Source organism: Neorhizobium galegae (genome assembly GCF_017877135.1).
Taxonomy (GTDB): Bacteria; Pseudomonadota; Alphaproteobacteria; order Rhizobiales; family Rhizobiaceae; genus Neorhizobium; species Neorhizobium galegae_A.
The window spans coordinates 1,101,601-1,121,457 of the sequence record NZ_JAGIPH010000001.1 but is presented as its reverse complement, the minus strand read 5'-3'; the positions used below and the strand labels follow the sequence as shown (position 1 = coordinate 1,121,457).

Below are 19,857 nucleotides of genomic sequence, written 5' to 3'. Positions count from 1 at the left end.
ACGGTCGCCGGGCATGCCGGCCTTAGGCCGACAGGCTCTGACGGCCGCGTGCGCGACGGGCGGACAGGACCTTGCGGCCACCCTTGGTTGCCATGCGGGCGCGGAAGCCGTGGCGACGCTTGCGAACAAGCTTGGACGGTTGGTAGGTACGCTTCATTTTTTAATACCGCGGTGTGCGGCCCTTCTTGGGTTTGTCCTTCTAGAGGACAAGAGCGTTGCTGGATAACGTATCGGCACAGGAACACGCTCGCGCGCGCCTGCGAAAGCCGGACGTGGGCGGCTTATAAGAGCAAGCCATCGCAAAAGTCAATTGGCGCCGGGCTTTTCCGCGCGCCGCTGCAGGCCTTTGTCGGCGGCGAAATCGCCCGTCCCACCGGTGGATGCGCCCCGTGTTCCCAAGTGGCGCAACTTCAAGCCTTCTTTAATTCCTCTATGCGAATATTCGGAAGCTGGAAAGGCGGAATGCCTCAAGGGTCCAGTGCCGGGTATGAAGGGTGATCTATGAAAATCAGGGGCAAAATCAATCTGCTGGTGGCCATGATGGGGCTGGTAGCGCTCGTGGTGGGGGCGATGTCGCTGTTTGCGATTTCCGAGTATGGACGGCGCATTGCGGCGTTTCACTCGGCTGCGGACCGAGCCTACATGGGCGAAAACCTCAACCGGCTCGTCACCAGCGTGGTGATGGAATCCCGCGGGATCTATGCGGCCAACACGCCGGACGAAACCGTCAAATTTGGTGAGGGGCTGACAAAGAACCTCTCGCAGATCGATGCGCTCCTGGCAAAATGGCGTCCGATGGTGCCGGCCGCGCAGCAAGCATCCTTTGAGGCGATGGCAAAGCGGGCGGAGGAATTCAAGGCATTCCGTTCCGAGACCGTCCGGCTTGGCAAGACCGAGGGACCTGAGGCAGCCAACAAGCAGGGCAATAACGAAGCCAACCGGAACAACCGCAAGGCCTTCCAGCAGGAAATCGACACCATTGTCGGTCAGGACCGCGCAGAACTGGACGAGGTGAGCAAGGGCATCGATCAGTTCGGAGACACGCTGTTCCTGTTGATTGCCATCATTACGGGCACGGGCGTGGCACTGGGCACCAGCCTTGCCGCCATCATCAGCCGCCGTTCGCTGATTGCGCCGATCCTTGCGCTGACCGATGCGATGAAGCGCATTGCGTCTGGTGATTTTGCCACGGCCGTCCCCGGGGCCGGGCAGAAGGACGAGATCGGCGAAATGGCCTCGGCCGTCGAGGTGTTCAAGCAGAACGGTATTGCTGTGCAGCGCATGAACGCCGAGGAAGGCGTGTCGCGCGCCCGCTCCGACGACCTGCAGACGCGCATGGCAGCCGTGATGGCTGCTGCTGCCGAGGGCGATTTTACCGCCCGGATCGACAAGCAGTTCGGCGACGAGGGCCTCGATCGATTTGCCCGCAATGTCGACCAGCTGCTGGCAACCGTCGATGGCGGCCTCACCCAGACCGGCCAGATCCTGAAGCGCCTTGCCGCCGGCGACCTCACCGACACCATGCATGGCAGCTTCCGCGGCGCCTTTGCCGAGCTGCAGCGCAATGTCAACGAGGCGATCCTCAACCTGCGCAACACGATGAGCGAAATCCGCAATGCCGCAGGCACGATCAACGGCAATGCCGGCGAATTGCGCGCGGCCGCCGACGACCTCTCGAAGCGCACCGAACAGCAGGCGGCGGCCCTCGAGCAGACGTCTGCTGCGCTCGACGAGATCACCGCCGTCGTCAAGTCCTCCACGGAGCGGGCCCAGGAGGCCAGCAGCATGGTGGGCGAAGCCAAGGAAAGCGCGGCCCAGTCGGCCGTCGTCGTGCGCGATGCGGTTGCCGCCATGGGCCGCATCGAACAGGCCTCGCGCGAGATTTCGCAGATCATCAACGTCATCGATGAGATCGCCTTCCAGACCAACCTGCTCGCGCTCAACGCCGGTGTGGAAGCCGCCCGCGCCGGTGAAGCCGGCAAGGGCTTTGCCGTGGTCGCGCAGGAAGTGCGCGAGCTTGCCCAGCGCTCGGCCAATGCCGCCAAGGATATCAAGGCGCTGATCACCAAATCCGGCGAGGAAGTGGCCGGCGGCGTCAAGCTTGTCCAGAAGACGGGCGAATCGCTGCACGAGATCGAAAGCCGCGTTCTCGGCATCAACGACCATATCCACTCGATCGCAACGGCCGCCCGCGAGCAGGCAACCGGCCTGCACGAGGTCAATACCGCCGTCAACCAGATGGACCAGGTGACGCAGAGGAACGCGGCCATGGTGGAGGAAACCTCGGCGGCCACCCACAAGCTGTCCCAGGAAGCCGATGGGCTGTTCTCGCTTTTGTCGCATTTCAACATCGGCGAAGGCGGCGATGCCGCGCGCCGAAGCTTTGACGCCGGCCCCGCCCGCCCGGCACCCGCCCGTGCTCCCGCCATCCACGTGGCAGACGAGCGCGCAGCGCCCAAGGCCTCGCCGGCCCGCCGCATCATGGGCAACCTTGCGCGCGCCATTGGCGCCGCACCTGCGGCCGCCGCCGCCGCTTCTCCGCGTGGGGAAAACTGGGAGGAATTCTGATGCCGCAGCGGCTCAGAACGCCCGTTGCGCCCCTCTGAAACGACGGACATGCCCGAGGGCTGGAAAAAGCGCTCGGGCATCTTTATTATACGGATGATAACAGGCGCTGCAGGAACCTGCCGCGCTGGCGCATGGACGGAACGGAGATCCGCATGATGAACGAGGCGGAGGGCTCCGCCCCGCTGGGGACGCACCCGGCAGAGGGGTTGGATATGCCTCTTCAGCCAATGCCCCGGCGCTTTCGCGGCCTGTCGGGACGGCTTCTCTGGCTGACCGTCATGTTCGTCATGTTTGCCGAAATCCTGATCTTCGTGCCCTCGATTTCGGTGATGCGCACTACCTGGCTGCGTGACCGGCTGGACACCGCCGCTGCGGCCGGCATCGTCATCGACGGGCTGCAGCCGGCCGAGCTGCCACGGGAAGTGCAGCAGGACACGCTGCTTGCCACCGGCACGAAGGTTCTGGCGCTGCGCAAGGACGGCACCTCGCGTCTTCTCGCCGCCATTGATGTTCCCCCGCAGGTGGATGTGCAGGTGGACCTTGCCCACGAGACGCCGCTTAGTGCCATGACCAATGCGCTCGACACGCTGATTTTCGGCGGCGGGCGCGCCATGCGGGTCTATGGCCCGATCAATGATACCGACATGATCATCGAACTGGTGATGAACGACGACACGCTGCGCAAGGCGATGATCGCCTTCTCGCGGCTGATGTTCGTCATTTCGCTGCTGATTTCGCTGGTCACCGCCTTTCTGATCTATCTCGCCATCAATCGCATGATGATCGGGCCCATCCGGCGCCTGACCCATGGCATGCAGGTGTTTTCGCAGCATCCGGAGGATCCGGCCCGCGTCTTCGTGCCTGGCCGCGCCAAGGGAGAGCTTGAGGTCGCGGGCCACCATCTGGCCGCCATGCAGCGCCAGCTGCAGCGCACGCTGAAGCAGCAGAAGAACCTCGCCGACCTTGGCCTTGCCGTCTCCAAGATCAACCACGACATGCGCAACATCCTGGCCTCGGCGCAGCTGATGTCGGACCGGCTCGTGGATGTGGAGGATCCGATGGTGCGCAGCTTCGCGCCGAAGCTCCTGCGCACCATCGACCGGGCCGTCGGCTACACCAACGAGGTGCTGGCCTATGGACAGGCCTCGGAAGCCGCCCCGCGACGCCGGCTGCTGCGCCTTGCCGGGCTGTGCCAGGATGTGCGGGAGATTCTGGCGCTCGATCCGGATGCCGGCATCGAATTCGTCGAGCAGATCGACGAGACGCTGGAAGTTGATGCCGACAGCGAGCAGCTGTTCCGGGTCATCCACAATCTCTGCCGCAATGCGGTTCAGGCGCTGATGCAGGCGCCGCTGCCGGAGGACGGGCAGCCGCATCGCATCTTCCTGTCTGCCCAGCGTGTCGGCAGCGTCGTCAGCATCACCGTGGACGACAACGGCCCCGGCATGCCGCGCAAGGCCCGTGAGAACCTGTTTGCCGCCTTCCGGGGCTCCGCCCGCTCCGGTGGCACCGGTCTCGGCCTTGCCATTGCCCGCGAACTGGTGCTGGCCCATGGCGGCACGATTGCGCTGGTCGAAAAGCCCGGTCCGGGCACGCTTTTCCGCATCGAAATTCCCGATCGCCCGGTGGCGCTGGACGCCTATCGCGTCCGTGCCTGAAATTTACCTAGTTTTTTCAATGGTTTGAAAAGTTGTTTCAACAAAATGACAAGTGGTTCGGCAAAATCGCTTGCAATCCCCGCAAGGAGGCTTTAGAGGATCGCCAACGCCGACGGACAGTCGGTGAGGCAAGCACCCGTAGCTCAGCTGGATAGAGCACCAGACTACGAATCTGGGGGTCAGGAGTTCGAATCTCTTCGGGTGCGCCACTCTTCTCTTCATGACATTTTCGTCGATCTGCGCTCCGGTTCAGCTTCAGCTGCGCCGGATGTTGCGTGCTCGACTTGCCGATGCGGTTCGACGTTGCCGGATGAGCGTACAGCAAAAAGGCGGCAAAGCCTTGCTTTGCCGCCCCCGATCCCCCTGTGTGCCCGCGCTCAGACGGTGCGATAATCCCGGTTGAAATAGATGAGCGCCTGGCCCTCGGTTCTGGAGTGGATCGCCTCCACCTCGCAGAACAGGACGTCATGGGTGCTGCCGTCAGCCACCGAGCGGATGCGGCAGTCGAAGGATGCAAGGGCGTCGTCGAGGCGGGGGCAGCCGGTGTCGCCGGTGGACCAGCTGGCGGCGGCAAAGCGTTCGTCGACGGGCGTCTTTCCGCCGAAGAGGCGGCTCACCTCGATATGATCGGCGGACAGAACGTTGACGCAAACGACCGCATTGGTCTTCACCGCCGCATAGGCTGACGAACCGCGGTTGAGGCAGACGATCAGCGTCGGCGGGTTGTCGGAGACGCTGCAGACGGCGGTGGCCGCAAAGCCTGCGCGCCCTCCCGGCCCGTCGGTGGTCACGATCGTGACGGCGGCGGCAAGCCGTGCCATCGCATCGCGAAAGGCAAGGCGGCGGGCTTCATCGGTGAGGGCCGGGGCGGTGGCCGGGGTGGCGGTGGCAGCGGGCATGCAGATCTCCAGAAGGCAGCTACGGGGCACTCTACGGCATTTTCGCGCCGGGAGTTCAATCACCGGCAAGGAATTCCGTCGGGGCAGTTTTTTGGCGCGGCGTTACTTTGAAAAGCCGCGCCCGGTCTCAGGCTTTCAGGAATTCGAGGACGGTCTGGTTGAATACCTGCGGAAAGACGATGTTCATGGCATGCGCGCCGCTGTCGCTGAGCGCCAGCGTGGCGTTTGGCAGGCCGTCCGCCAGCCGGTTCGAGCGCGTATAGGGCACCAGAAGGTCGTCGCGTGTTGCCATCACCAGCGTCGGCGTCGTGATCTCGCCAAGGCGTGCATCGACATCGAAGGCGCGCAGCGCCGCAATCCGGCGGGTGACATTGGTGCTGCCCTGAAAATGCGACACGCCGTGTCTGTCGTCGTCGGCAAGCCGCGCGGCATTCTCGCTCATCCACCAGGCGGGATAGAGAAACAGTGGCTGCGCCTTCACAAAGGCTTCCACGCCGGATTTCGCCAACAGTTCCAGGCGAATGTCGAAGCAGCGGCCGGAATGCGGATCCGCCTTGCTCCAGGCATTGATCAGCACGAGCTTTTCAATGAGGTCCGGGCGGCGAAGCGCGATGTCGAGGCCGATCAGGCCGCCGAGCGCATGGCCGATGAAGTGGAAACTCTTGAGCTTCAGCGTTTCCACGATCTCCAGCACGTCATCGGCCATGGCTGCGATGCCACCGACTTCGGGCACCTCGCCGCCGGTGCGGCCGCAACCGCGATGGTCGTAGGTGACGAGCCGAAAAGTTTCGCCAAGGGCTGCGATCTGCGGCGCCCAATAGGCGCCCGATCCGCCAAGCCCGGAGGAGAGGAGGATGGTGGGCGCGTCGGGCGCGGTCAGGCCGTGGATGTCGTAATGCATTGCGAACTTACCTTCAGCGCGTGTGTCTTGATTGCCCCTCACCCTAACCCTCTCCCCGCGGGCGGGGAGAGGGGACGGCGGCCCCGTGCAAGATCAACCTTTGGGGCAGGCTGTTGCGGCTTCTGCCCTTCGCCCCGCTTGCGGGGAGAAGGTGCCGGCAGGCGGATGAGGGGCGTTACCCATTCAGGTCTTGCCGATATGCGCGACCGTTGCGATTTCCACCAGGGCGTCAGGCTTTACCAGGCCGCATTGCACGCAGTAGCGGGCCGGCTTGTCGCCTGGGAAATACTCCGCATAGACCTTGTTGACCGCCTGATAGTTGGCCCAGTCGGTGACGAAAATGTGGTTCATGGTGACATCCTCCATCGTGCCGCCGGCTGTCTCGATGACGGATTTGATCGTCTCCAGCACATGGCGGGTCTGTGCGGCCGCATCACCCACATGCACAACGTCATTGTTCTTGTCGAAGGGAAGGGTCCCCGACACGTAGAGCACGCCATCGGCCAGTGCGCCGGGCGAATAGGGGGCGATGGGCTTCTGCGTGCCTTCGGGAACGACGATAGTCTTCGGCATTCTCATTCTCTCCGTTGCTTTGCGGGTGGTTATTCGGCGGCTTCGGCAGGGGCAGCCTGGCCGATCGCGCCACAGAAGTCATTGACGGTGGAAACCCAGCCGAAGAATTTTTCGACATTGTAGACCGTCGCCTGCTGGATGAACTCCGGCCCCAGGTGATGCGTCGCATCCTCCAGCATCACGCCGAAATATTCGAGGTGGAAGGCGTCGCGCAGCGAGCTTTCGACGCAGACATTGGTGGCGATGCCGACAAAGACGAGGTTGCGGATGCCGCGGGCGCGCAGCACGCTGTCCATATTGGTGTTGAAGAAGCCGGAATAGCGCGTCTTCGGCACCAGGATGTCGCCCGGTTGCGGCTGCAGCTCATCAACGATCGCATAATCCCAGGTGCCCTTGGCCAGCAGCTGGCCCTGCAGTTCGGGCCGTGTGCGCATGGTTTTGAGCGCATTCGACTTGTGCCAGTTGGGCGAGCCCGGGCCGCCGGCCTCGACATAGTCCTTGTCCCAGCCGTTCTGGAAATAGACGACCAGCACGCCGGCGGCGCGCGCCGCCTCGACCGTCTTCTTGATATTGGCAATCGTGCCCTTGGCGCCGGAAATGTCGAAACCGGCAAGATCCACATAACCGCCTTCGGTGGAATAGGCGTTCTGCATGTCGACGACGACGACGGCGGTTTCCGACGGCTTCAGGCTTATCGGCTCGGGACGGGCCGGAAGCGTGACGCTTTTCGTCCGCTCCGGGCGCGGCTGGTAGCCTGCAACGATAGTCTCGCTCATTCGGCAGCCTCCAGCATTTCGGTCACGTGGCGGCGGCTTTTCATCAGCGGCTGCACATACTTGCCGAATTTCTCGATGCCTTCGAGGAAATCGTCAAAGGTCAGCATCACCCCGCCGGTGCCGGGCACCTCGCTCATCTCGTCCAGCATGGCGGCCACTTCCGCATAGGAGCCGATCAGCGTGCCCATGTTGATGTTGACGGCCGAGACCGGGTTCGACATGTGGCGCACATTGGTGTCGGCGCCGGACTTGGTGTCGGCAGCGCTTTGGAGGCCAAGCCACTTGATGGCCTCCTCGTCGGCGCCGGCCTTGTAGTGCTCCCATTTGGCGAAGGCTTCCTCCGTGGTTTCCTCGGCCAGAACCATGGTCAGCACGAAGGAGCGCACGTCGCGGCCTGTCTTGGCGGTCGCCGCCAGCAGGCGGTCATTGGTGGGGGCAAAGGCCTTTGGCGTGTTGACGCCGACGCCGAAGCAAAAGCTGTAATCGGCAAACTTTGCGGAAAAATCCATGCCGGCATTGGACGAGCCGGCGCAGATCAGCTTCACGTCGCCTTCCGGGATCGGCTTCATGCGGCAATCATCCATCTGGAAATGCTTGCCCTTCAGGTCCGACTGGCCGGTGGTCAGCAGGTCCTTCAAAACGGTGGTGTATTCGCTCAGATATTCGTAGCGGTCGGAGAAATAGTCGTCGCCGGGCCACAGGCCCATCTGGCTGTATTCCGGGCGCTGCCAGCCGGTGACGAGGTTGACGCCGAAACGGCCGCCGGAGATCGAATCGATCGTGGTGGCCATGCGCGCCACGATCGCCGGCGGCATGATGAGGGTGGCGGCGGTGCCGAACAGCTTGATCTTGGAGGTGACGGCGGCAAGGCCTGCCATCAGCGTGAAGCTCTCCAGGTTGTAGTCCCAGAATTCCGTCTTGCCGCCAAAGCCGCGCAGCTTGATCATCGAGAGCGCAAAGTCGAAGCCGTATTCCTCGGCCTTGAGCGTGATCGCCTTGTTCAGCTCGAAGCTCGGCTTGTATTGCGGCGCGTTTTCCGAAATCAGCCAGCCATTGTTGCCGATCGGAATGAAGACACCAATTTCCATGTTCATGCTCCCTCTGTCGCGAGGCACGAGCGGCCCCGATATGACAAAAGGAAAAGCAATCCGCATGCCAGACTTGAATAATGTTTATATTTCAATCGGTTGGAAAATTGAGGCAAGAAAAATTTATCAATTGGTCAAAAATTTACCGGCTGATCAATAAAATTCGTGCGGCTTGCCCGGCCATTAGGCAGGCGCCTGTCTGTTTTTTGATCTTTGTCAGATTGGGTCGCAGCGGGTTTCCCACGGTACGCGGGGAGGGCGGTGCGTCAGCCGCAGCGCTTGGCCAGGCGCTCGAGATTGACGATCTCGATATGCCGGTTAGCCGTAATGGTGATGATGCCGTCCGATTTCAGCCGCGAGAACTGCCGGGATACGGTCTCGATGGTCAGCCCCAGATAGTCGGCGATATCGAGCCGCGAGATCGGCAGGTCGAAGACGCGCGCCTCGCCCGGCGCATCCGGATCAAGATGGGTGGCGATCAGCAGCAGGAGGCTTGCCACCTTTTCCGCCGCCGTCTTGCGCCCGAGCGTCACCATCCAGTCGCGCGCTTCGTCCAGTTCGCGCAGAGCCTGGTCCATCAGGCGCTTGCGCAAGGATGGATTGCGCTCGATCAGCCGTTCCAGCGTCGCCTTCGGCACGCGGCAGACGGTGACGTCTGAGGCCGCTTCGGCCGTCATCGGGCTTTCGCTGGCATAGAGCCGGCCGACCAGATCGGGCGCGAACTGCAGCCCGATGATCTGCTGGCGGCCATCTTCCAGCGTCTTCGACAGTTTGACCACGCCGCACATCACATTGTCATAGGCACCGACATCGGTGCTTTCCCCGACAAGCTCGGTGCCGGCCGGCTGCTCGATCTGGCGGGTCTGTCGCGACAGATACTGCAGGTCTTCCGGGGGCAGCGCCCCGCACATGCCCTTGTGCCGCACTTCGCAGCTTTTGCAGAGTACGGGGATGTCGAGGGAGTGGATGTCGCGGCGGGTCATGTCCATGGCCCGCAAGATATAGCCCGTCCGGTGCTGCCGCACCATCCGGCTTGATCTTGATCAAGGCAGCGCGGTTTTTCCCTTTGTATTCCAAGCTCAGAAAGGAAGGGACCATGCAGCCAGATCTTCTTGCCCGATATTCGGCGCCCGTGCCGCGCTATACGAGCTATCCCACTGCACCGCATTTCCATCCGGGCGTGGGGGCAGAGACCTATGCGCGGTGGCTGAGGGCCGAGGAGGGCGACGCGCCGCTGTCGCTTTACCTGCACGTTCCCTTCTGCGACCGGCTGTGCTGGTACTGCGGCTGTCACACCAAGCAGGTGCGGCGCTATGATCCGGTGGCTGCCTATGTGGACGCTCTGGTGGCGGAAATCGCGCTGGTGGCGTCCCACCTTCCCAAACGCCGGCAGGTCGGCACGATCCATTTCGGTGGCGGTTCGCCCACCATCCTGTCGCCGGCAGATCTCACCCGGCTTCGCCAGGTGCTGGATGCGCATTTCGACGTGGACCCCGCAGCCGAAGTCAGCGTCGAGATCGATCCCGGCTATGTGGATGCGGTCAGGCTTGCCGCCTGGCGCCAGTTCGGCATGACGCGGGCAAGCGTCGGCGTGCAGGATTTCGATCCGGCCGTGCAGGCGGCGATCAACCGACCGCAGAGCCTTCAGCAGACGCAGCGTGTCGTTGGTCTGCTGCGGGAACTGGGCATCGGCGGCGTCAATCTCGATGTCGTCTATGGCCTGCCGCACCAGACGAAGGAGAGCCTGAAGGAAACGCTGAGGCTTTCGCTCTCCATGCAGCCGGACCGTTTTGCGATTTTCGGCTATGCGCATGTGCCCTGGATGAAGAAGCACCAGACGCTGATCGACGAGGCAGCGCTTGCCGGTGTCGAGGAGCGCCTCGAGATGCAGCGCCTCATCGGCGAAGAGTTGCGTGCGGCCGGTTATGTCGCCGTCGGCATCGATCATTTCGCCCGTCCCGGCGACAGTCTCGCCCAGGCGCTGGAGCGCGGCGAGGTGAAGCGCAATTTCCAGGGCTATACGACCGATCGCGCGCCAAGCCTGATCGGTCTCGGCGCCTCGTCCATCGGGCGGGTCGAGGGCGGTTATGTGCAAAATATCGTTGCGACCGGCGAGTATATCCGCACCGTGGCGCAAGGGTACCTGCCGGTTGCCAAGGGGTTTGCGCTCTCTCCCCTCGACAAGGCGGTGGGGGATGCTATCGAGGGGCTTATGTGCTCTTACGCATTTTCCGTCGATGCCCTGAAGGCATGCCATGGCGCGGCGGCCGAAAGCGTGCGGGCGGATGCCGCCCGCATCGAAGAAGAGGATACGGATGGCTTCATCCGCTTCGACGGTGACCGTTTCGAGGTCCTGCCGCAGGGACGGCTCTTCGTGCGCACCATTGCGGCCCGCTTCGACCGCTATTTCGGTGCTGGCAAGGCGCGCCACTCGGTCGCGGTCTGAAGATCAACGCATGGGATCAGCGCCGGCCCCAGGCAATGAAGGCGGGGTTGGCAAAATCGGCCATATCCGGCCGGCGCCGCTTGCCATAGGAAAGCGGCGTCCCGTCGGTGAGAACGGTGGCGCCGCCGGCGGCTCGCAGCACCGCATCGCCGGCAGCTGTGTCCCACTCCATGGTGCGGCCAAAGCGCGGATAGACATCCGCAAGCCCTTCCGCCAGAAGGCCGAATTTCAGCGACGAGCCGATATGGCGACATTCTTCCACCTGCATCTGTTGCAGGCAGGCGGCGGTTTCGGCATCCTGATGCGAGCGGCTGGCCATGGCAATCGGCGGCGTGGCAACCGGGCGGGCGCGAATGGCCTGGCGCGCGACAACCGTCTGGTCGGCGTCGAGCGTCAGCTTGACGGCGCCGTCCGGCCCGCCGAGATAGGCGGTGGCAAGCACGGGTGCATAGACGATGCCGGCCACCGGCACGCCCTCATTGATGAGCGCGATGTTGACGGTGAATTCGCCATTGCGGCTGATGAATTCGCGGGTGCCATCCAGCGGATCGATGAGCAGGAATCGGCCGCCGGAAATATCCGGCACGATGCCGGCGGCGACCTCTTCTTCGGCGATGATCGGCAGGTCCGGAAAGGCCGGGCGCAGGATCGACAGGATGATCTCTTCGGCGCGGATATCGGCCTCCGTCACCGGGGTCGCATCGGCCTTCACGTCCACTGCGCAACCCTCGGCATAGATCTCCAGAATAACCCGTCCAGCCTTGAGAGCCGCCTGTTCAAAAATCGTCAGCATTCGCCATTCCATTGAGCCTATCGTTTCGGTGATGCGCCATCGGTTGCGAAAAAGCAAATCAACCGCCTTGCCCGCAGCCCGGCACCCGCCCTATGGTCCGCTGCCGCCGGACGAAGCAGGTGGCGACAGATCAGCATGAGAGGGCGGGCACCATGAGATGGAAACGGACGATGCAATTGCTGGACGTCCATGCCGAAGGGGAGATCGGCAAGGTGGCCATCGGCGGCGTGCCGAAAATCCCAGGGGTGACTACCGCCGACAAGCTCGCCTGGCTGAACAGCGACCCGAAGGGCCAGGCGCTGCGCCGTTTCCTCTGCCTTGAGCCGCGTGGAAACCCGATCGGTTCGGTAAACCTCCTCCTGCCGCCGAGCGATCCGTCAGCCGATGCGGCCTTTGTCATTCTCCAGCCGGATCAGGCGCATGCCAGTTCCGGGTCCAACTCCATCTGCGTGACGACGGCGCTTCTCGAAAGCGGCATGGTGGAGATGCAGGAGCCGGAAACCATCGTGGTGCTGGAAACGGCTGCGGGCCTCGTGCGGGCGCGCGCGACATGCCATGACGGCCGCTGCGAGCGCGTGGAACTGACCATGGTGCCGTCCTTCGTCCATGCGCTGGATGTAGCGCTGGAGACAAGGTGGGGCACGATCAGCCTCGATCTCGCCTATGGCGGCGTGTTTTACGCGCTGGTCTATGTGGGCCAGATCGGGCTCACCATCGAAAAGCACAATGCCGCCGCCCTCGTTGCCGCCGGCATGGAACTGAAGGCGCTGGTCAACGAGAAATTCCCGGTCGTTCATCCGGAAATCCCGGCCGTTTCCGGCGTCGCCTATGTGATGTTCCGCGATGTCGATCCGGATGGTGCCGTGCGCACCTGCACCACGATGTGGCCCGGCCGCGCCGACCGGTCGCCCTGCGGTACGGGAAATTCCGCCAACCTTGCGACGCTGTTTGCCCGCGGAAAGGTGAGGGAAGGCGACGTGTTTACCTCGCGCTCCATCATCGGGTCCGAATTCCGCGTCGGCCTCTCCGGCGTCACCGAGATTGCCGGGCGTCCGGCCGTCATTCCGACGATCAGTGGACGCGGCTTCACCTTCGGTCAGCAGACGGTGGCGCTTGACCCGTTCGATCCGCTGGCTGCGGGTTTTGCCATGACGGATGTCTGGGGCCCCTCGGCCGGCGATATTCCCGGCTGATTGCTAGATAGACAAGAGCGTCGAGGGAATTTCCACGTCGCCTTCCTGCAGAACCAGCATGTCGATGCCGCCCTTGGGGGTGTGGTCCGTGGTGGCAACATCGGGTGCCGGAGCCGGCACGACGCCTGCATCCTGCATTTCCTTCAGCTTCAGTGCGCCGAAACTGTCGCCGGCAGCTGCCGCCTCAGCATACATTTCGGCCGCCGCCTGCGGATTGGCCGCAATGCCTTCGCCTGCCTGATACATCAGGCCGAGATTGATCATGGCGTCCGCATTGCCGCGCTTGGCGGCAATGTCATACCAGGCAATCGCCAGCTGGTTGTCTTCGGCAACGAGGTCGCCTTCGTCATACATGGCGCCGATGTTGAAGGCTGCGGTGCTATCGCCGCCGGCGGCTGCCTTCTCGAACCAGGACAAGGCCTTTTCGCCGTTCTTGTCGGTGCCGAGCCCGTCGCGATAGGCGACGCCGAGATTATAGGCGGCCAGAACATTGCCGGTCGCTGCGGCCTCGCTATACATCTTGAACTCGGTCGAAGTGTCGCCCATACGACCCATCAGCATGCCGAAATTCACCTTCGCGGCGGAATAATCGGCGTTGACGGCCGTCTCATAGGCGGTCATCGCCTGATCGGCTTCCTGCGTGCGGTTGAGCGCCCGGCCAAGCTGATAGGCAAACCGCGGATTGTGGGTCGCCTCGAAGGCGATTCGGCAGGCGGTCACCGCCTCCGTGTCGATCTCTTCGATGCCGACCGGCGCATAGGCAGTGTTGCGGTTCTGGTCATAGGGGCTGCCGGCCATGCGGTCGCACTGGTCCTGCATGACGCTTGCGAGCACCACCGGAGCGGGTTCGCGTGCATTGGGTGCGACCGTCAGCGCGGCAAGCGCGACGGCGGTTCCGGCACAGAGCTTTGCGATGATTCTGACATGTGAAGAACGGGCGTTCATTCTTCTCTCCGGTTCAAAACTTTATATTTGATTAATGAACGCGGGACTTGACAGCCGGTTCCGCATCACTTTGCCGATCACGTCTTGATGATCGGCGAGCGTTCCCTTCAAGGTCTGCGGTAAAAAACTAGGGGTCGCTCGGTTGTCGGGCTTTGCCAACGGGTGCTATGGCCAAGGGTAAAGAGCGACCATACGGAAGAAGACGCCATGAACAGCATTCGCATCCACCGCCCCGACGACTGGCACCTGCATCTGCGTGACGGCGCGGTGATGGCGGCCGTGATTGGCGATACCAGTCGGCATTTTGCCCGCGCCATCATCATGCCGAACCTTGTGCCGCCGGTCGTCACCACGGCAGATGCCAAGGCTTACCGGCAGCGCATCCTGGATGTCCTGCCGGCCGGTGACCGCTTCCAGCCGCTGATGACGCTCTATCTGACCGAGCAGACCGATCCGGACGATGTCGAGGAGGGGCTGAAGAGCGGCCTCATCACCGCCGTCAAACTTTATCCGGCCGGCGCCACCACCAATTCCCATGGCGGCGTGCGCGATCTCGACAAGGCCATGCCGACGCTGGAGCGCATGGCCAAGATCGGCATGCCGCTGTGCGTGCATGGCGAGGTCACGACGCCGGAGGTCGATATTTTCGATCGCGAGGCGGTCTTTATCGACGAGAATCTCGATGTAATCCGTCGCCGCCTGCCGGATCTGCGCATCACCATGGAGCATGTGACGACGAAGGACGGCGTCGATTACATTCTGGGCGCCGACCGCAACCTTGCCGGCTCGATCACCACCCATCACCTCATCATCAACCGCAATGCGCTGCTCGTCGGCGGCATCCGGCCGCATTATTACTGCCTGCCGGTTGCCAAGCGTGAACATCACCGACAGGCGCTGCGCAAGGCGGCGACCTCCGGCGACGCCCGCTTTTTCCTCGGCACCGATTCGGCGCCGCATGTCGATCCGTTGAAGGAATGCGCCTGCGGCTGCGCCGGCATCTACACCTCGATCAACACCATGAGCTGCCTTGCCCATGTGTTCGAGGAGGAAGGCGCGCTCGAGCGGCTGGAGGCTTTCGCATCGCTGAACGGCCCGGCCTGGTACGGACTTGCCGCCAACGAGGACACCATTCTGCTTGAGAAGCAGGAACAGCCGGTGGCCTATCCGGCAAAACGCGACACCGAGGCAGGACCGGTCACCGTGTTTGACCCGATGTTCCCGCTGCACTGGACTGTCGTCTAGTCGGCCCAGTTCGTTGGCCAAGCCGCCCGTTGAGTATTGCTGCGCCATGCATCGGCCTTTGCGTGGTGTGACGGCTTGTGAGGGAAGACATGGGGTAGAGGGGCTCAATGCAAGACTGCACAAGTATGCCCGGCGCGCCTTGCCGTTCAGACTGCGAAGGATAGCTATACGTTTTAACGTTTTTGTTATAGGTGCATTAGTATTCTGAGTTCAGATCGGATGGGGAACAAAGTGACAGCCTGTCGCTTTAAAAAATCCGACAGTGCTTCGAAATCTGGCGGGCATGATGCTTGATTACAGGACCTTGCTGATTTCGCTCGGCGTTTCGACGCTTTGCCTGCTGGTCACCTTGTTCGCAACCTGGCTTGCGCGGCGTGGTGACGGGTTTCTGTTGACCTGGGTTCTGGGCCTTGCCTTCCTGGTCGCGGCCATATTCTGCTATAGCTACTATACGGAATTTCCCTCGGCAGCAGCGCTTGCCGCCAGCTTCAGCCCGATGCTGGTGGGCTTTGCCATCATTTATGCGGCCGCCTTTCAGTTTCGCACGGATCGCTCGCCTGTCCGCCATGTGGCTGTTGCCGGCCTCGTGTCGCTGCCCCTCACGCTTGTGCCGATCATCGTCGGTTATGACGGCATCGGCTTCATCATGCTCAACCTGTGTTGCGCCGTGATGCTGTTCGGCACGGCCATCGAATATGCGCGTGGCTGCCGGGAGGCTCCGGGTGCGCTTCTCGGCATGTCGCTCCTCTATGCCCTGACCGGGTTTTCGTTTGCTGTCTGTGCGGTGGTCATTGCGGCCGACGGTCGCTGGGTGATGGGCTCGGCGCCGGAAAACTGGGCGGAAACCTTCAATACCAGCATGAGCATCGCCGGCATGACCGGCATCGGCGCCATGTCCCTGATGGTGCATCAGGCGCGCATCACCGCCCGCCACCGCCGCGAGGCCATTACGGATGCGCTGACCGGGCTCTACAATCGCCGTGCGCTGTTTGAACTGCATGCGCGCGATCTGTTCACCGACGATATGGCGGTGATCGTCTTCGACATCGACCGCTTCAAGGCGGTGAACGACCAGTATGGCCATGCGGTGGGGGACGAGGTCATCCGCTGCCTTGCCGAGGATCTGAAGGACGCCTCGGGCTTGAGCACAACCGCAAGGCTCGGCGGCGAGGAATTCGCTGCGGTGCTTCGCACGGCCGCCCCCGGCTATGCCGAGTGGCTTGCCGAGCGCATCCGGCGCAATTTCGCCGAGCGGGAGCTGTCGGCGGGCGACGCCCGCTTCCGCGTCACCGTCAGCGCCGGCATCGCCTATGGCTTCAGCGAGGGGCGGGATTTCGACGGAATCCTGAACGCGGCCGATGCGGCGCTCTACGAGGCCAAGCGGAACGGCCGAAACCGCGTGCAGCGCGCCGCCGATCATCCCCGGCAGGGATCACGCACCAGCGCCTGAGGGACACGCCCTTAGGGGGCGCCCGCCCGGCAAAACCGCAATTTCTGCAGGCCCTCGATCGGATAAACCGCCTCTCCCGCTGGTCACTGCGGCGCGTTGCTGCTATCTGCGCGCAGGGCAAAAAAGATGGAGATGAGCATGGTCCGGTTGATCTATCCCGAGCGCGGCGTGATGGCCGAATTGATGGCAAAAATGCTCTGGGAAATCGGCGCGGTGCATTTCCGCCCTGAGGAGCCCTACAAGCTGGCTTCCGGCATGGCGAGCCCGGTCTATATCGACTGCCGCAAGCTTCTCTCCTATCCGCGGATCCGCTCCGCCATCATGGATTTCGCCGCCTCAACCGTCACCCGCGATGCCGGCTTTGAACGGTTCGACTGCATTGCCGGCGGCGAGACGGCGGGCATTCCCTTTGCCGCACTCCTGGCCGACCGGCTGGCGCTGCCGATGATCTACGTGCGCAAGAAGCCAAAAGGCCATGGCCGCGCCGCCCAGATCGAGGGCCATATGCCGGAGGGAGCGCGCGTGCTCGTCATCGAGGACCTGACGACGGTCGGCGGCAGCATGTTCCAGTTCATTGATGCCGTGCGGGCCGCCGGCGGTGTCGTCGATCACGCGATCGCGCTGTTCTACTACGGCTTTTTCCCGCAGGCCGAGGCCCGCTTTGCCAATGGCCGCGTCACGCTGCACCATATCGCCACCTGGCGCGAAGTGCTGGCAGTTGCCCGTGCGCAAAAGCTGTTCGATGACGCAACGCTTGGCGAGGTGGAAAGCTTCCTCGATGCGCCGCTTGCCTGGTCGGCGCGTCACGGCGGCGTTGCCGAATTGCCCGAGGCTTGAGGCTGGCCTTTTGCCGAAAGCTGATTTAATCGATTGAACAATCCGGTCCGTCTTCGAGGAGATGCAAATGATCTTGTGCTGCGGTGAGGCCCTCATCGACATGTTGCCGCGTGAAACCACGCTCGGCGAAAACGGCTTTGCGCCCTATGCCGGCGGCGCCATCTTCAACACGGCCATTGCGCTTGGCCGTCTTGGACAACCGACGGGTTTCTTCACCGGCCTTTCCGACGACATGATGGGCGACATCCTGCGCGAGACGCTGAAGAAAAGCCATGTGGATGCGCGTTTCTGCGCCGTCTCGTCGCGCCCGACGACGATTGCCTTCGTCAAGCTGGTGAACGGCCAGGCCACGTATGCCTTCTACGACGAGGGCACCGCCGGCCGCATGCTGTCGCGCGAGGACCTGCCGGAGCTTGGACCCGAAATCGAGGCCATGCATTTTGGCGCGATCAGCCTGATCCCGGAACCCTGCGGTGAAACCTACGAGACGCTGATGGCGCGCGAATACCAGAGCCGCGTCATCTCGTTTGATCCGAACATCCGTCCGGGCTTCATCAAGGATCGCGAAAAGCATCATGGCCGCGTCGCCCGCATGGCCGCCATGTCCGACATCATCAAGTTTTCCGATGAGGATCTCGACTGGTTCGGCATGGAAGGCGACCATGACACACTGGCCAAATACTGGCTGGGGCAGGGCGCCAAGCTCGTCGTCATCACCCGCGGTGCCGAAGGCGCCGTCGGCTATACGGCGGGCTTCAAGGTGGCTGTGCCGGCCGAGCGGGTTACGGTGGTCGATACCGTCGGTGCCGGCGATACGTTCGATGCGGGCATCCTTGCCTCGCTGAAGCGCCAGAACCTGCTGTCGAAGGAAAAGGTCGCAAACCTCTCCGAACAGGCGGTGAAGGATGCGCTTTTCCTCGGTGCCAAGGCGGCGGCTGTCACCGTGTCGCGCGCCGGCGCAAACCCGCCTTATGCCCACGAAATCGGCCTCTGAGGGCTTTTGCTCTTTCACATCTTTGCGGCCGGGGCAGGATCTGCCCCGGCTTTTTGTTGCCTGTCGCCTGGGTCGAAGGACGATGTCCTGACCGTTTCAGATGATCAGGCGGTTGTCATCTGTGGGAGAAGCCGTCCTGGTTCTGTCTGTGTGGCAGCTATTCCAGGATGAACATTTCCGTATGTTCGTCATAGGCGAAGAGTTCGGCGTAGCGCCCCCAGGAGATGATCGTCTTCAGCGTGTCTTCCGCATAGGCTTCCGACATATGGTCCTCGAGTTCGGTGAGGAAGCGCGCCGCCGGCGCCGTGTGTGTTGGACGTTCTTCCAGCACGCGGCGCATCAGGGCCGCCAGAGGCACATAGGCCGTCAGGTGGCTGGCAAACAGCTGCTTGCGGCTTTCCGTATCCAGATCGGCAAAGCGCCGGCCCTCGTCCGTCAGCACGACATCGCCTTCGCTCAACTGGGCAAAGCGCAGCAGCTGCAGGGCTTCGGCCAGATGGAACAGTTCGTCCGCCGCTAGCTGCAGAACGCCTGCCAGAACCGGCAGGTCGGCGCGGCCGTGATAGGGCTCGCGTGCCAAGGCCTCCAGCAGACCGGCCATGACATTGGTGGAAACCGGCTCCAGGATCATGCCGACGCCCGTGCCGGGAATACCTTCGACGCTCGGCACTCTCGGTTCCGGGCGCTGCGTCATGCGGGCATAGATGCTGTCCACGAGCTGGCGGAACATGGGGTCGAGACGGTTGCGCGGATGCGGCAGGTCCACCTTGATTTCCGAGGCCACGCGCCCCGGATTGGAGGAAAACACCAGGATGCGGTCGCACATCAGCACCGCTTCCTCGATGTTGTGGGTGACGATCAGCACGGATTTGATCGGCAGCCGGCCTTCCATCCACAGGTCGATCATGTCGGTGCGCAGCGTTTCTGCCGTCAGAACGTCGAGCGCGGAAAAAGGCTCGTCCATCAGCATCAGGTCCGGATGGACGACAAGCGCACGGGCAAAGCCGACACGCTGGCGCATGCCGCCGGAAAGCTCCTTCGGATAGGCGCTTTCGAAACCGCCAAGGCCGATCAGGTCGATGGCGGCTTCCGCCCGCTTGCGGCGCTCCCCGCGCTCCACGCCCTGTGCTTCGAGGCCGAGTTCCACATTCTGCAGAACCGTCAGCCAGGGAAAGAGGGCAAACGACTGGAATACCATGGCAATGCCCGGCGGCGGGCCGTCGATGACTTCGCCCCGGCACAGCGCCCGGCCGGCAGAGGGCGCGATCAGACCCGCGATGATGCGCAGCAGCGTGGACTTGCCGGAGCCTGAACGGCCGAGCAGACCGACGATCTCGCCTTCGCGAATGGTGAGATCGACATTTTCCAGCACCATCACGTCGTGGCCGCTGCCCTTGGGAAAGGAGCGGCAGGCCTGTTGAATGTCGATGAGCGGAGCCTTGTTGGTGATATCGAGCATGGAATGACCCTCCGGTCAGAAGTAAAGCGGCA

At 62.9% G+C, this 19,857-nt stretch carries 18 protein-coding genes and 1 tRNA gene; 9 read left to right on the top strand and 10 right to left on the bottom strand.

From position 1 onward, the window contains the following. Positions 1 to 22 precede the first annotated feature (22 nt). On the bottom strand, positions 23 to 157 hold the full coding sequence (gene rpmH, locus J2858_RS05485; RefSeq protein WP_137129837.1) for a 50S ribosomal protein L34: 135 nt from the start codon (positions 155 to 157) through the stop codon (positions 23 to 25). Positions 158 to 501: 344 nt separating this feature from the next. Here rpmH and J2858_RS05480 point away from each other — a divergent pair, with 344 nt between their 5' ends. The 3 genes from J2858_RS05480 (at position 502) to J2858_RS05470 (ending at position 4,435) form a co-directional block, all read left to right on the top strand. Further along, positions 502 to 2,568: a methyl-accepting chemotaxis protein gene (locus tag J2858_RS05480; protein WP_210103691.1), complete on the top strand. Its 2,067-nt coding sequence runs from the start codon at positions 502 to 504 to the stop codon at positions 2,566 to 2,568. Between the two features lie 152 nt (positions 2,569 to 2,720). Further along, positions 2,721 to 4,226 carry an ATP-binding protein gene (locus tag J2858_RS05475; protein WP_432443256.1) on the top strand — a complete coding sequence of 502 codons (1,506 nt, stop codon included), beginning with the start codon at positions 2,721 to 2,723 and terminating at the stop codon, positions 4,224 to 4,226. Positions 4,227 to 4,358: 132 nt separating this feature from the next. Then, positions 4,359 to 4,435, top strand: a tRNA-Arg gene (locus J2858_RS05470). 168 nt (positions 4,436 to 4,603) lie between these two features. Here the strand turns inward: J2858_RS05470 and J2858_RS05465 are convergent. From J2858_RS05465 to J2858_RS05440, 6 genes are all read right to left on the bottom strand, one after another. Next, a complete protein-coding gene (locus J2858_RS05465; RefSeq protein WP_210103690.1) occupies positions 4,604 to 5,125 on the bottom strand; it encodes a flavin reductase in 522 nt (173 codons plus the stop codon). Positions 5,126 to 5,252: 127 nt separating this feature from the next. After that, positions 5,253 to 6,026 (bottom strand): pyrimidine utilization protein D, encoded by a 774-nt coding sequence (gene rutD, locus J2858_RS05460; RefSeq protein WP_210103689.1) that lies wholly within the window; start codon positions 6,024 to 6,026, stop codon positions 5,253 to 5,255. A gap of 183 nt (positions 6,027 to 6,209) precedes the next feature. Continuing rightward, on the bottom strand, positions 6,210 to 6,599 hold the full coding sequence (gene rutC / locus J2858_RS05455; RefSeq protein ID WP_210103688.1) for a pyrimidine utilization protein C: 390 nt from the start codon (positions 6,597 to 6,599) through the stop codon (positions 6,210 to 6,212). A 29-nt stretch (positions 6,600 to 6,628) separates the two neighbouring features. After that, on the bottom strand, positions 6,629 to 7,375 hold the full coding sequence (gene rutB, locus J2858_RS05450; protein ID WP_210103687.1) for a pyrimidine utilization protein B: 747 nt from the start codon (positions 7,373 to 7,375) through the stop codon (positions 6,629 to 6,631). Next, positions 7,372 to 8,463, bottom strand: coding sequence for a pyrimidine utilization protein A (gene rutA, locus J2858_RS05445; protein WP_210103686.1), 1,092 nt, complete (start codon positions 8,461 to 8,463; stop codon positions 7,372 to 7,374). The genes rutB and rutA overlap by 4 nt, the downstream gene beginning before the upstream one ends. Before the next feature lie 266 nt (positions 8,464 to 8,729). Then, positions 8,730 to 9,446 carry a Crp/Fnr family transcriptional regulator gene (locus J2858_RS05440; protein ID WP_281067714.1) on the bottom strand — a complete coding sequence of 239 codons (717 nt, stop codon included), beginning with the start codon at positions 9,444 to 9,446 and terminating at the stop codon, positions 8,730 to 8,732. 113 nt (positions 9,447 to 9,559) lie between these two features. Between J2858_RS05440 and hemN the strand changes: the two genes are divergently transcribed. Further along, a complete protein-coding gene (hemN, locus tag J2858_RS05435; protein WP_210103685.1) occupies positions 9,560 to 10,909 on the top strand; it encodes an oxygen-independent coproporphyrinogen III oxidase in 1,350 nt (449 codons plus the stop codon). Positions 10,910 to 10,925: 16 nt separating this feature from the next. Here the strand turns inward: hemN and cysQ are convergent, their stop codons facing one another. After that, positions 10,926 to 11,702 (bottom strand): 3'(2'),5'-bisphosphate nucleotidase CysQ, encoded by a 777-nt coding sequence (cysQ, locus tag J2858_RS05430; RefSeq protein WP_210103684.1) that lies wholly within the window; start codon positions 11,700 to 11,702, stop codon positions 10,926 to 10,928. 152 nt (positions 11,703 to 11,854) lie between these two features. Between cysQ and J2858_RS05425 the strand changes: the two genes are divergently transcribed. Beyond that, positions 11,855 to 12,895: a proline racemase family protein gene (locus J2858_RS05425; protein ID WP_210103683.1), complete on the top strand. Its 1,041-nt coding sequence runs from the start codon at positions 11,855 to 11,857 to the stop codon at positions 12,893 to 12,895. A 3-nt stretch (positions 12,896 to 12,898) separates the two neighbouring features. On the opposite strand, the gene J2858_RS05420 is transcribed toward J2858_RS05425, so the two are convergent. Further along, complete coding sequence (locus J2858_RS05420; RefSeq protein WP_210103682.1) at positions 12,899 to 13,840, bottom strand: tetratricopeptide repeat protein; 942 nt, start codon at positions 13,838 to 13,840, stop codon at positions 12,899 to 12,901. Positions 13,841 to 14,047: 207 nt separating this feature from the next. Here J2858_RS05420 and pyrC point away from each other — a divergent pair, with 207 nt between their 5' ends. The 4 genes from pyrC (at position 14,048) to J2858_RS05400 (ending at position 18,366) form a co-directional block, all read left to right on the top strand. Then, positions 14,048 to 15,085, top strand: a complete 1,038-nt coding sequence (gene pyrC / locus J2858_RS05415) for a dihydroorotase (protein WP_210103681.1) — start codon at positions 14,048 to 14,050, stop codon at positions 15,083 to 15,085. A gap of 283 nt (positions 15,086 to 15,368) precedes the next feature. After that, entirely contained in the window at positions 15,369 to 16,535 is a 1,167-nt protein-coding gene (locus J2858_RS05410) for a GGDEF domain-containing protein (RefSeq protein WP_210103680.1), read from the top strand. 138 nt (positions 16,536 to 16,673) lie between these two features. Next, positions 16,674 to 17,372, top strand: a complete 699-nt coding sequence (locus tag J2858_RS05405) for an orotate phosphoribosyltransferase (protein WP_210103679.1) — start codon at positions 16,674 to 16,676, stop codon at positions 17,370 to 17,372. A 67-nt stretch (positions 17,373 to 17,439) separates the two neighbouring features. Beyond that, the gene (locus J2858_RS05400; RefSeq protein ID WP_210103678.1) at positions 17,440 to 18,366 is read left to right on the top strand and encodes a carbohydrate kinase family protein; all 927 of its coding nucleotides are present in this window, start codon (positions 17,440 to 17,442) and stop codon (positions 18,364 to 18,366) included. A gap of 157 nt (positions 18,367 to 18,523) precedes the next feature. Here J2858_RS05400 and J2858_RS05395 read toward each other — a convergent pair whose 3' ends face one another. Then, on the bottom strand, positions 18,524 to 19,825 hold the full coding sequence (locus J2858_RS05395; RefSeq protein ID WP_210103677.1) for an ABC transporter ATP-binding protein: 1,302 nt from the start codon (positions 19,823 to 19,825) through the stop codon (positions 18,524 to 18,526). Positions 19,826 to 19,857: the final 32 nt, after the last annotated feature.